Consider the following 11,479-nt stretch of genomic DNA (forward strand, 5'->3'; position numbering starts at 1 on the left):
CTGGCCGGGCAAGATGATACCGTGTCTCCTGCTAGTCAAGGGCCGCTGCGCTCTCCACTTCGTTACGCCTTTGACCTGGACCGGAACCTTTGAGCGGAGAGAATTGCAGCGCCAGATAGCCTTAAGGTTGAGGCTGTGGGAGCGATCGACCGGCCTCAAGACGGAAGGCGGTAAGCTCATCGTGGCACAGAATGCTGTTAAGCATGGCCTAGCGATCGCGAGCGGCTATTGAGCGCCAGCAGCAGTTTAACGCTGCGCTGAGAGAGCTTAGAGGGTTGCTCGATGGCTTAAGTATTTAGGCTACGGTTGACCCCGATACAAATGCCTTACGCCCCCAGGGAAAGTTCCTATGCGGGCGCAAAGGCGGCGGCAGTCATGCAGCAATCATCATTTAGAGATAGGTCATGGAAGCAGCAGAAATCTACGATCAGGCACTTCAACTTTGGGGTGCAGAGGCAGTGGTGGCGATCGCCCTTTGCGAGGCAGCTGAACTAACAGTTGCGATTATTCAGCACGACTTGCAGGGGCGCGACGACCTCTCCGTCATGGAGAAGGTCGTTGATGTTTCAATTATGTCGGAGCAACTCGGTCTAATCTGCAGCCCAGCCACTGCTCTACTCTTGCCAGAAGGCGCGACACCGACGCTTTTGCTGACTAAGGCCATGAGCATCTTCGCTCAACCTAGCCTATCCAATTCGGCGAGCATCCAAGAGGCTCTTCGCAGCCTCCGGGGTGCGTGCGACATCTTATGGCCCGGCCGCGAATCCACTGAAGAATTTCAGCAGATGAAAGCAGATAAACTGGGCCGCCTTTATGAGAAAGTTTGCGCTGAAACCAACCGGCAGGCACTGGGAATTGCCGAGCAGTCAACCACCTCTGAGAATCATTCAGGTGTAGCTTCTGTTGAGGCAGGTGGAGGCAGCGTAGTGGCGCGTTTGGTCACAGCGGTGTAAGTTTCGACAAATCCTTGTGTGGAGGCTCTGTGCTTGAAGAGATTTCTGTAAAGATGCCAATCTTATAGGCGTGAGGTCTTAGCGATCTGCCCATTATTGAACTACGCAATTGAGCAGTTCACCATGGCTTCTGCCTCTCCCAAGCACACGGCTGCATCACTAAAAGAGCAGTTCAAGACATTTACCGACGCCAAGCAGCACTTCAGACTAAAGGCCCGTAGTTGGCAAGCACTTGCGGATAAGTTAAACGCTCCAAGCGTTGATGACCTGAAGACCCAGCTCGCAACTTTAGAAGCGCAAGTAGCCAAGCTTGAGTCTGAAAACAAACAGCTCCGAGCCCACGCGGCAACGGGTGCGGGTTTTGACGAAGTGGGGTTTTGGCTACTTGATCGCAACTTCGAGCGAGCCAAGTTTGAGGATTTTGGTATCTCTGAGGCAGCAACCGAGATGGAGTCTCAAGCCCAGGCTGAATACAAGCGCTTGGCCCAAAAGTATCACCCTGACAATGGGGGCCTTGATGAGCAAATGCAGAACCTCAATCGATTGAGGAATCAGATGCTCTCAATTGTGAAGCTCAACGGCGGGGTGGGGATTTAGTCCCAGGGACGCCATGAAGCCAATTGAGCTTAGCGACAACAACGAAATTCTTTTAAAGACGACTCTTTCAAAGGGCCAGGTCGCAAAATTCAACAGCCTGTCAAAAGAGCTTGTCGTAAAAAACGGTGCTGCTTACCTCTCTATCATGCAGCTGCATGGCGCTTTATTGACTCGTAGCAAAGAGACGGCTAAGAGTATCGTGCAAGCCTACCGAAACATTCTAAGAATCTATCTGGTGACTGCCGATGAACTGGAAGTTCAATCAGAGCATGACTTTATAAGGCCTATTGGCGTTCAAATCTTGCTCGACCGGTTGGCCACAGATAGACCCCTGAGAGCATCTGAATACCGAGCTAGCTCTGCATTGTTAACGTACATAGTTGCTGCCCATCCACAGCTAGCTGTGGATTCCTCGATAGAAGCCAAGAAGGTAGCCAGTTTCAAGGACGGAGTAATCAAAAAGCTCAAGTCTGAACATCAGGTCTGCCAGCTAACTGGTCAAGCCTTTGGCAAAGAGCATGAGAAGCACGTTCACCATATTGTCGCTGAGGCTATAAACCCAGGGTTGGCGGCTGATAAGAACAACCTAATTGTTATCACTGGCTCAGTGCATGACGAGTACCATGCATGGGTCAACACCATTCCCGGTGCTGAGATATCTAGAGCTACCATGCGGAACTTTGCTCGACAGAAGGGCTACAGCCTGGATTGGGATAAGAACGCCACAGTAAGGGTGGCATAAACTCCACCCCCTCACTAATCCCCTCACTGGGCAAGGCGATACTGTGTCCCCTGCTAGTCAAGAGCCGCTATGCTCTCCACCTCGTTGTGACGCATTTATACCCCTCATGACCTAGGCCCAACCGGACAAATCGGAGTTTCCGGAGGGGGTCGCTAGGGGCGGCGAGCGCGTCAGTGAGCTACTCACTTCTAGAGAGGCATTGTGCTGACATTTTTGGGACCGCCCTCAGCGGTATCATGCCTCTATCCTGAGGTGTTCCTGACGGAAAAATTGATGCGACTGGCAGATTTCATCCTTGAAAACGTCGAGCCCATTCTCGCGGAATGGGAAGTGTTTGCGCGCAGCCTCGCGCCTGGGATGAAGATGACCAAGCTCGCTCTGCGTAATGACGCCGAGGCAATGTTGCTAGCAACTGCGCGAGACATGCAGATTGGTCAGAGCCTTGCGCAGCAAGCGAGTAAGTCAAAAGGCCACGGCGGTGCTGCTGGCGAAGAAAGCGATAGGCTCGACAACGCCTCGGTCATGCACGGTGCGGGCCGTGTGGGCTCGGGCTTTGACATCGTGGAGGTTGTCTCCGAATACCGTGCCCTGCGCGCCAGCGTGCTCCGCCTGTGGACCGAGCGCCACCCGCAATTCGACATCAACGATGTCAACGACATCACTCGCTTCAACGAGTCGATTGATCAATCGCTCGCCGCCGCTGTTGGCAGCTACACCGATCGCATTGATCAGTCGCGCCGCATGTTCTTGGCTATCCTCGGCCACGACCTGCGCAGCCCGCTGAACTCCATCAGCATGGCTGCACAACTGATCTCGCGCACCTCAGATAAACACCCAGACTCTCCTAGAGCGCTATCGGTGATCGAGACAAATACGGAAGCGGTCACCCGGTTGATCCGTGACCTAATCGACTTCGCCTCGACGGGGCTGGGCAGCACGATGCCGCTAACGCGCGGTCCGGTCGATTTAGAACTACTCTGTCGCAACGTCTTCGCAGAATTCTGTGTTGCCCATCCGCAACGCACGCTGCGCTTTTTCCCAGATGGCGATCTCATGGGCGACTATGATGCGGCCCGACTCCGCCAGGTCGTCTCTAATTTGATGGGCAATGCAATTCAGCACGGGTCAGAGGAGAAGCCAATCGTGCTATCGGCCACTTCAGACGGGTCAACCGTGGTCTTGAGCGTGCATAACGAAGGCCCGCCGATCCCGTCAGAGAAGCTGGCCACAATCTTCGATCCGCTCATGCGCCACACCGAGCCAGATTCGACAGCGCAACGAGTTCCGGGCAGCATTGGCTTGGGGTTGTACATCGTGCGCGAGATTGTTGTCGCCCATGGAGGCACGGTAGAGGTCGCCTCGACGGCAGCGGAGGGCACAACGTTCACCGTCCGCCTGCCGCAGTCATGCCCGGTTGAAGGCGATCGTCAGTAAGCGGAGGGTGCGATGTCGGCTCCGTCACCGCTCTTGCTGGATGTGCTTGATGTTTTGCTAGCCCACCTATGCCTGCCACTACATTGCGCCTACAAAACCCTACTCAACCGTGATTGCTTCGTAAAGCGTTCGGCTCGTTGGAACTCCACCACGTAAGGGGTAGGAGTTACTTCAACCCTGAGCACATGCTGAAAAACTTACTCTCGCCCATTCTCCTGGCTACGACCTTCGCGATCGCCCTTCCAGCCCAAGCCCAAGTGTCAAATGCGTGTGGCATGTCCTACATGATTTTGCCCGACGGCAACTGTCTAGACCTCGACTACACAAGCATCTTGGGTGCTAGCCGGAGAGATGTCAGTCAGGCGACAGCCGCCTATGAAGAGGTGTTTGAAGCCAACGTGACCATCGAGACCATCTACGCCCTATACCCGCAATTGGACAACGAAACTGAGGCGGAGTACGAAAGACGCATTGAGACTCTGCTGCTTTTTCGAGAAAACCGAGACGATGCCGTTCAGTCTGGGCAAAACGTAGAAGACACGCTCTACCCCATTCATGTCTATTCAATGCATGAAGTCGGGAGAGCCTACCAGCCTTAGTCCTGCTAACACTCTTTCTAAAAACAAAAGCCGCCTGAGGGAAGACCCACTAGGCGGCTAAGCTTTGTTTAGAGTTTCATCAAAACTATTATGACAAAACAGCTAGCACCACGTCTGCTCCAAAAGACAGTGCCGCCAGCACAAGCAAAATCACTGACCGATTTAGCCAATAGCTTTTCGCGGCGGCTAGGTGGCTTAGGGCATCAGAAGCACTCTGCCACTGCCTTACAATCACCAATCGACACTGCTCATCGGAGTCGTAATAGAACTTCTCCAGCAATGCATCAGGCCGCATTACCTCACCCGACGCCTGGCTAACAAATCCCTTCAGAGCTACTACCGTAGCCAGCGCTGCCAGTCCACAAGCAGCCACCTTTAGCCGCGGCTCTACTAGACCCAATTCAGGCAGCTCGGCCGCAAACCGCAGCGTCAGCCCAGCAAAACCGATCGCCGTCGCTAATCGGGTATCTAGCGATCTCAGGTTCTGCTTTCGGTCGAAGTACATCTCCCGCGCATAGTCGTAAATCAAGGCCACGTTTGTCTGTTCTTTCACCACATTCGTAACCATGACCGACAAATCTAGCGACAACTCCCAGGATAGCGAAAAGCCCGTAGACAGCGAGAAGCCAAAACCCAAACCCGCTCCACCCTCGCCAACGCCAACAGCCCAAGACACAGCAAACACTTACGAGTTCAGCGACCCAAAAAACACAACGCAAAACTTCTAGCCCCACCGTAGAAGACCAGGGCAGCAGTACAACGCTGCCCTGGGTGACATCTCGCCACAGCCAAGGCATAGCGCAAGGTGCTTTCATTCTTGTTGCGCCCACTCGTCTTAATGCCAAGTGAATACGTGCTCACGTAAATCAGTACCCACGTGCCTTAAGCCAATCCTCGACGGCCTCTCTAACAATCGTGGTCATAGGTTGGTCAGTCTCAAACCCAGCTCGCTTGAGGCGCTTGTACTGTTCGGTGGTGAAGTCAGCGCTAAGCCTGTGTGGGAATGCCTTGCTTTTAGTTCCGTCATCTTGGGAGGTGACCACTGGTGGTGGCCCGACGCGCGCTGGTGCTGATGCGTCCCCATCAGTGCTCAGCTGCTCTAGAAATCCCTCGACAGCAGCGGGCGGTGGCGCTGGCTTCCGGGTGATGCGCGATCGCTTCTCTACCATTGCGTTACCCCCGTCAGTTTCAGAACATCCTTAGCCATTGCCCTAAAATCGCGTGCAGATGCCCCGCTGGGCTCTACCTCAAACACTGTATGCCCACCGCTAGACTCTGCGATCGCAACCCTTTGGGCAATGGTGGTTGGCAGTACCGGGAAAGGGTAATCCTCTAGGGCGTCGAGAATGTCGCGAGCAATGACCGTTCGACCGATGGCCCGGTTCACGATGAAGGCGGCCAGCAGGTCTGGCTTAATGCCCTGAACCTGCTCAACCATAGCAACGGTTTCAGCTGCGGCCCAGACGTCATAACTTGACGGTTGCACTGGAATCAACACCAGGTCACTGCTGACGATGGCGGAGCCGGTCAACTTGCTGGTGCGCGGTGGGGTGTCTATCAGTGCGTGGTCATAACTGGCCACCAGGTCGGGGAGCTCACGGTGGAGGGTGTCCCTGGCCATGCCCACAACCGAGAATGGGGGCTTGTCTTCACGGGCACTTGCCCACGTGCTTGCTGAAGCTTGGGGGTCTGCATCCACTAGCAGCACCCGACGGCCAGCGAGGGCGATCGCATGGGCAAGGTGCACCGACAGCGATGTCTTGCCGCTGCCCCCCTTTAGCGAGGCGATGGTAATTATCATGGGTACTTATTCACGTGCTCAAGTGAATGTTACGCCCTGGGGGGAATGCCTGCGGGCTTTCACGTGCCCAAGTAAATACGTACTCAAGTGATCACATTATGCTTTGCTCAAGTAAGTACGTGCTCAAGTGGATACGTTTCCGCTCATGCCACCCCATCCCCTACCCCAGCTGGCACCACCGCGATCGCTACGTGGCAAAGGTCATCGGAGTGCAAAGGAGAGAAAATTCCGCTTTTCCCAGAACTAGACCCCGCTTGTGACAGTTCGGACATAAGTAAGTTGGTGGCGGTGTACTAGTCAGGTCACGTTTTGGGTGCATTTAGTCCAATAGCCCGGCGTTGGACTAAAATCAGAAACCTAGCCTTTATGAATCAGTAGTTCTAGGTCTTTGAATATTTGCTGTCACCGCAACCAGTCAACGAGAGAATGCGGGTTTCAGCCGTTTTTTCTAGTCCGCCGTTGGGCATATGACAGTAAAGGTTAACAAGCTTTAATCTGTTTGTTCTAACCCTGTACGGCTATCGGCCAATGGGGGCAACCTAGGCTCAGCATATTTGCGATTCATCCTGAAAATTCCCCACTGGCTGCACAGGCTGGTGGGATTTATTTTGGTTGGATCGGGCTTGCTGCTGCGGGCTATTAAGTCATCCGATAGCCCAATCGCGCTTTCTTGACGGCACCGGCCACAACCGCCCCGACTTTGCGCTCGTCCTCGGTCGTGCCGCCAGACTGGGCCATCCTCACCAGAGCCAAGGTACTAAAGCCTGCGTGATATTTCCGCACAGCCGATCGCACTGCTCCAATCACCGCAGCACTGTGCCGTGATTCATCCTCTGGGTAGAGGGTATGTTTATTCGCTGCGATCGGGAATGTAGCCAGGCAATGGCTCATCTGAGTCGGATGCAGGCCCAAGCTCAACGACTCGATCGATTTCCTCAACCAGGCGGCCCGCAGCAGCGGCTAACGCGCTATCGGCTAGGGCGGCTAGGGGGATATCAGCCAGGGCCATCTTAAGCCTAAGCAGATTCTTTAAATCGGATCTTTCGAGCATTGGGTCTATTCCGATAGGGATGCAGTGATGGGGCCAGAAGGCCAGCCCCAGTGTGGCCTATGCTGCGATCGGTCGGACAATGGCCCAGGTGTCTACCACCTCATGCCCAGGGTAGTGCTGGGCAACGTGGGCGACGATCGCAGCCTGCTCTCTCCAACCGAAGGTACCACCGCTGGGCACCTCGACGTTAAAGCCATCGATTAGGGTTTGCCCTCCTGTTTTGTGAGCCGTGACCATACGATATCAACGGGTAGCAGGGCGACGGCCAGAGCCACGCTCAGCGGTGGGCTGGACTGCTAAAATTGCGGTCATAATCGTTTCCCTCAGATTCGGTTTACAGCCCCTGCCATGACCTTGAAACATGGCGGGGTTTTGTTATTGGTGCCCTCTCTTAGCGCTGTGGGCTGGCAGCGTGGCTCCTACGCTAGGGCCTTCAGCATTTCCCCCTTCAGCAGGTGCTTGCCCTTGCCGTGAGCATTGCGCCAAGCGATCGCCCGACGGCTGCACTCCTTCCGCAGCTGCGCGCTGGTCATCTGGTCGATCAGCTTGGTAGCCACCTCGACCTCGACCCTGCGATCGCATCCCAGTTGACAGGGAAAAGCTTCCTATCGATGGGTTGGGTGTCTACTTCTCATTTCTAACTAGGTTTTCGTACGAGAAAACTTGTCATAGGTGCTGTGATGAAACCTGTGATTCATGAGTTGGCAGCCGTTGACAGAAGCTTTGAGCCTAATACTTACAGTAGGAAGCCTCTACCTACTGTAAGAAAACACAAATTAGATGAAAACCCATTTGAAGCAAAGCTTTCATCTTTTTGCCCCAATGTAATAAATCTAATATATAAACGCTATGGGTGGTTCATGTATACTACTTAAGTACATTTATACTGATGGTGGTATGAAGCCTGAAACCGCATTAGATGCCTATAACCTTTTCCGCGTCAGCCCTGAATATCTTCAAAATCCCAGTATCGACAATAATTTAAGAACGACGCTTCGAATCGTGCTTGAGAGCCTCGGCTTTCAGGCAGAGGCTCTCAAGCGAGAACAACTAGATCTCTGTCTGGGGCAGGTCCTACTCAGCCAACTGCAGCAGATTGAAGAAGTATTTGATACGTCTGTTGCGGCTCGTCAAGAAAGTGGGCGAAGCATTAGCGATGGAGCCTTGCGAAACTATCGGTCTGCGTTGAACCGCTTTATGGGCTGGCTTCGGGATCAACGGTGGTACTCCACACTATTACCCCGAGAACATGAAGACCGCACCCCAGAGTTGAATGTTGGAAAAGGTCGTGCTCGAATAGCTGACGATAAGCGCCAAAAAGAAGAGATTCTTCCTTTTCTGACCTGGAACGGCCTCAAAGACGTACTGATTAACCCCGATCAACTCAATTCAGAGGTTACTACTCGTCTGGAAGCCTATGGCCAATTCTGGACTACGACTGAGATTGGGTTACGCAAGGGGCCACCCATGCAACCCAAAACGATACAGCGGAGTTTGTCCGCGATTTATTTTCTCATGGGATACTTCAAGCAGCACCGAGGGACTAATGCTCAAGACTTAACGCTGGAAATGATTACTGCGCCATCTGATGTCATGGTCTGCATCGACTGGGCTGTGACGGAACGTCAGCAAACCTACTGTTGGGCCTCCGATGTCGTCAAAGTCGCTATTCTCGTAGCAAAGTTCTGTAATCCCCAAGCTAAGCACTACGATTCCCGCGATATTCCTACGGTTAAGGCTCTCCGGTTCTTTCTAGGGGAGATTAGGAAACTCCGCGAAGATGTCGGTGAGTACAGCCTTCAATTTGAACAATTCACCAGTCCCTTAAGAAAGGACTGGGCGGCTTTTGAACACTTTTGTTTAGCTCCAGAGGCTCCTGAACGAAAGAGTCCTCCGATCAATGCGGAAACCTTTAAAAATTACCGTGAGGCTGTTCTAGGCATTTTGGGTTGGCAGCATCATATCGAGCGCGTTCCCTTAGAGGAAGTGAGATTGGCAAATGTTGCTGATCTTAATGTTCTTAAAGGGGTCGTTGCCTATCTCGTCAATATCCGCAAAACTGGCTACGGGCGTGCAGTTAACTTTGGCTATGGTGCTATGGCTGTCGCGAAATGGCTTAATCCTCAGTCAAAACGCCGCAAATTCGATGATATTGAGCAGGTTGCTGATATACGAGATTATGTTAATTATCTCCGGGAGCAACACAAGAATGAAGGATCTCGCCAAAATCTCGACGCTAAACGCCTATCTTTCTATGAAGCTCAGCAGGTGGTGGAGTATCTAAAGCGAGCCTGTGCACCCCTCGATAAATATGGGGATGAGCGATCACAAGATGCCATCATGGCAGCCTGGCAAGTTTATGTAATCGTCTCCATCCTTACCTACTGTCCCGTCAGACAAAAAGAAATCCGAGAAATGGTGCTAAACGGTACCCTCTTTCGCGAAGCGGATGGTTATTGGGTGAAGTTGAACCGTGCTCAGCATAAGGCAGGTAAAAAATCTCGAAAAGGGCGTGAGTATCCTTTGCCCAAGCACCTTACAGAAGACTTAGACTACTGGATTGAAACCTTTAGGCCAAGAGTCCCCACTGATCATGATTTAGTATTTATCCGTACGGGGTCTAGACGCAATCCTGCAACTCGGGGAGAGCCCTTGAACAAGGGGGATATGAGTGATTTAGTGGCAGGGGCGGTTCATCGGGCGACGGCGGTTCTTTTTGAAGAGCCCCGTGATACTACGCCGCATGTCTTCCGCCGCATTGCTGTGACGTTTCAACGACGCTATGGCCGTCCAGAACAGCGTGAGGCGTTTGCTGAACTGCTGGGCCACACTGTAAGAGAGGCTGATGCCACCTACAACGAGGAAACTCTCAGAGAGAAATCGCAGGCGGCTGAAGACTGGTGGAAACTGAAACCTGATGCTAGGAAAGCACCCTCTGAACCAGATTCGGTGATGCTCAAAGGCTGGGTAACCGACGATAAGCAGGAACTATCTCATCTTGGTTTGTCGACTCGACAGAATGATTATTTAAGGAAGGCAAGAGATCGCGCGCTCCTTGTGCTTTGGGCGTTGCAGGAGTTGGGTTGGGCTGAACTACAAAGGCTCAATGTCGGCCACTTCAACCGAGAGGAAGAAGATTACAGCTTAGTTGTTTCTAAGTTAAATGGAGAGGTGGACCGGGTGCTGCAGCTTAAACCTAAGATTGGCAAAATATTGCAAGGCTATATCGATGTCCGTAAAGAATGTAAAGAGGATGTTTCGGCTGAGAGCCCTCTCTTCATGGGTACAGGCAATCGTTCTAGCGGAGGGCGGCTTTTCCCAGGCAGTTTTCAGAGAATAATCCTTCATCATCTTGGTGTTGCCTGATAATGAGGTGTTTTTCTCGCGTGGCTTGATAAGAGAGGTGCAGCTGCACCTCTCTTATCAAGCCTATTGAAGGCTCTTGGGATAAAGATGAGAGCATGTAGGCACTTTGCTTCATGGGCCGTGAGCACATCTGCTCTGTGCCAGTAGAGTTAGAAAGTGGACTAGATCTGGCCTGTGCTAGCTTGTGCCAGTTGTCTCAAAGCCTTATTCTGCCGTTTCGTTTAAAAGTCGCAGCCAAACCTCTCTATTAACCTGGATGCTTTGTGTGGAGAGGGTTTCCGCAGCAGATTCAACTGTGGAGTGGTTGCGGCGCGGGACAACTATTCTAGGCAATTCTGTGGCTTGACCGGGGCTAGTCTCAGTCGCTGGAGCCTTGAGGAACAACCACTCCACCGTAATCTTGAGATTTGCATAAGAAGCTTAGCCACTTTCGTTGCAGGCACTGTGGACAACCACCCAATTGCGTCTTCTGGTCTTAGCCTGATAGAGAGCTCCATCGGCGGCTTTTACCACATCAACGCCCTTGCCTCCCTTGGTTAAAAAGCTCGCCACCCTCAGCAGCGGGTGCTATCACCTCCTATGCCGAAAACATCTTGCCCCACTGGAAGGGGCTAGAGACAGAGATATACCTGCTGCACAAACCTCACCAGCAGGCCGAGTTGGCCTACAAAATCCATCAAGCTCTCACTGGAGGCTAACCATGAGATATTTTCTCACCGTACCGCTATGACCCCCTCAATTCCCATTCCCTCTCCTCGTCTTACCAAAGGGTTCGTCCTTGCCGGACTGGCGTTGGCACTTGCCACCGATACCTTGACGCCCCTGGGATTTGCCCACGCTAACCTGTACCCGCTGATTGTAGCGGCGGCGGGCTTCTCTCGCAGCGATCGCTGGGTGGTGATGGCTGCCGTTGCCAGTCTGGGCCTGACGGTGGCG

At 53.0% G+C, this 11,479-nt stretch carries 14 protein-coding genes; 8 read left to right on the top strand and 6 right to left on the bottom strand.

All coding sequences use genetic code 11. The features are described 5' to 3' along the window. Positions 1-70 precede the first annotated feature (70 nt). From H6F75_RS00070 to H6F75_RS00095, 6 genes are all read left to right on the top strand, one after another. Positions 71-232, top strand: coding sequence for a hypothetical protein (locus tag H6F75_RS00070; protein ID WP_190748007.1), 162 nt, complete (start codon positions 71-73; stop codon positions 230-232). A 172-nt stretch (positions 233-404) separates the two neighbouring features. Then, positions 405-953 (top strand): hypothetical protein, encoded by a 549-nt coding sequence (locus H6F75_RS00075; RefSeq protein WP_190748008.1) that lies wholly within the window; start codon positions 405-407, stop codon positions 951-953. 123 nt (positions 954-1,076) lie between these two features. Continuing rightward, positions 1,077-1,550: a hypothetical protein gene (locus tag H6F75_RS00080; RefSeq protein ID WP_190748010.1), complete on the top strand. Its 474-nt coding sequence runs from the start codon at positions 1,077-1,079 to the stop codon at positions 1,548-1,550. 13 nt (positions 1,551-1,563) lie between these two features. Further along, complete coding sequence (locus H6F75_RS00085) at positions 1,564-2,292, top strand: HNH endonuclease (protein ID WP_190748012.1); 729 nt, start codon at positions 1,564-1,566, stop codon at positions 2,290-2,292. Positions 2,293-2,565: 273 nt separating this feature from the next. After that, a complete protein-coding gene (locus tag H6F75_RS00090; protein ID WP_242019550.1) occupies positions 2,566-3,726 on the top strand; it encodes a HAMP domain-containing sensor histidine kinase in 1,161 nt (386 codons plus the stop codon). Positions 3,727-3,911: 185 nt separating this feature from the next. Continuing rightward, positions 3,912-4,325 carry a hypothetical protein gene (locus H6F75_RS00095; RefSeq protein WP_190748013.1) on the top strand — a complete coding sequence of 138 codons (414 nt, stop codon included), beginning with the start codon at positions 3,912-3,914 and terminating at the stop codon, positions 4,323-4,325. An 88-nt stretch (positions 4,326-4,413) separates the two neighbouring features. Here H6F75_RS00095 and H6F75_RS00100 read toward each other — a convergent pair whose 3' ends face one another. The 6 genes from H6F75_RS00100 to H6F75_RS00125 all read right to left on the bottom strand — a co-directional run bounded on the left by H6F75_RS00100 (position 4,414) and on the right by H6F75_RS00125 (position 7,734). Next, a complete protein-coding gene (locus H6F75_RS00100) occupies positions 4,414-5,001 on the bottom strand; it encodes a hypothetical protein (RefSeq protein ID WP_190748015.1) in 588 nt (195 codons plus the stop codon). 486 nt (positions 5,002-5,487) lie between these two features. After that, a complete protein-coding gene (parA, locus tag H6F75_RS00105) occupies positions 5,488-6,126 on the bottom strand; it encodes a ParA family partition ATPase (RefSeq protein ID WP_190748017.1) in 639 nt (212 codons plus the stop codon). Between the two features lie 639 nt (positions 6,127-6,765). Next, on the bottom strand, positions 6,766-7,017 hold the full coding sequence (locus H6F75_RS00110) for a hypothetical protein (RefSeq protein ID WP_190748019.1): 252 nt from the start codon (positions 7,015-7,017) through the stop codon (positions 6,766-6,768). Further along, entirely contained in the window at positions 6,977-7,177 is a 201-nt protein-coding gene (locus tag H6F75_RS00115; protein WP_190748021.1) for a hypothetical protein, read from the bottom strand. Before H6F75_RS00115 ends, H6F75_RS00110 begins: the two co-directional genes overlap by 41 nt. Positions 7,178-7,234: 57 nt before the next feature. Further along, positions 7,235-7,414, bottom strand: coding sequence for a hypothetical protein (locus H6F75_RS00120; protein ID WP_190748022.1), 180 nt, complete (start codon positions 7,412-7,414; stop codon positions 7,235-7,237). A 182-nt stretch (positions 7,415-7,596) separates the two neighbouring features. Next, complete coding sequence (locus H6F75_RS00125) at positions 7,597-7,734, bottom strand: hypothetical protein (protein WP_190748024.1); 138 nt, start codon at positions 7,732-7,734, stop codon at positions 7,597-7,599. Positions 7,735-8,074: 340 nt separating this feature from the next. On the opposite strand from H6F75_RS00125, the gene H6F75_RS00130 reads away from it, so the two are divergent. Together H6F75_RS00130 and H6F75_RS00135 are read left to right on the top strand one after the other, a co-directional pair. Beyond that, positions 8,075-10,543, top strand: coding sequence for an integrase (locus tag H6F75_RS00130; RefSeq protein WP_190748026.1), 2,469 nt, complete (start codon positions 8,075-8,077; stop codon positions 10,541-10,543). A 726-nt stretch (positions 10,544-11,269) separates the two neighbouring features. Continuing rightward, positions 11,270-11,479 (top strand): hypothetical protein (locus H6F75_RS00135; RefSeq protein WP_190748028.1); only part of this gene is annotated, 210 nt, incomplete at its 3' end.

It is taken from the genome of Nodosilinea sp. FACHB-131, assembly GCF_014695395.1.
Lineage (GTDB): Bacteria > Cyanobacteriota > Cyanobacteriia > Phormidesmidales > Phormidesmidaceae > Nodosilinea.

What these genes read in the sequence shown, in the direction of transcription:
- H6F75_RS00075 (WP_190748008.1), top strand. Translation starts at nt 405, where the DNA reads ATGGAAGCAGCAGAAATCTACGATCAGGCACTTCAACTTTGGGGTGCA.
- H6F75_RS00080 (WP_190748010.1), top strand. Translation starts at nt 1,077, where the DNA reads ATGGCTTCTGCCTCTCCCAAGCACACGGCTGCATCACTAAAAGAGCAG.
- H6F75_RS00085 (WP_190748012.1), top strand. Translation starts at nt 1,564, where the DNA reads ATGAAGCCAATTGAGCTTAGCGACAACAACGAAATTCTTTTAAAGACG.
- H6F75_RS00090 (WP_242019550.1), top strand. Translation starts at nt 2,566, where the DNA reads ATGCGACTGGCAGATTTCATCCTTGAAAACGTCGAGCCCATTCTCGCG.
- H6F75_RS00095 (WP_190748013.1), top strand. Translation starts at nt 3,912, where the DNA reads ATGCTGAAAAACTTACTCTCGCCCATTCTCCTGGCTACGACCTTCGCG.
- parA (WP_190748017.1), bottom strand. Translation starts at nt 6,126, where the DNA reads ATGATAATTACCATCGCCTCGCTAAAGGGGGGCAGCGGCAAGACATCG.
- H6F75_RS00110 (WP_190748019.1), bottom strand. Translation starts at nt 7,017, where the DNA reads ATGAGCCATTGCCTGGCTACATTCCCGATCGCAGCGAATAAACATACC.
- H6F75_RS00115 (WP_190748021.1), bottom strand. Translation starts at nt 7,177, where the DNA reads ATGCTCGAAAGATCCGATTTAAAGAATCTGCTTAGGCTTAAGATGGCC.
- H6F75_RS00120 (WP_190748022.1), bottom strand. Translation starts at nt 7,414, where the DNA reads ATGGTCACGGCTCACAAAACAGGAGGGCAAACCCTAATCGATGGCTTT.
- H6F75_RS00130 (WP_190748026.1), top strand. Translation starts at nt 8,075, where the DNA reads ATGAAGCCTGAAACCGCATTAGATGCCTATAACCTTTTCCGCGTCAGC.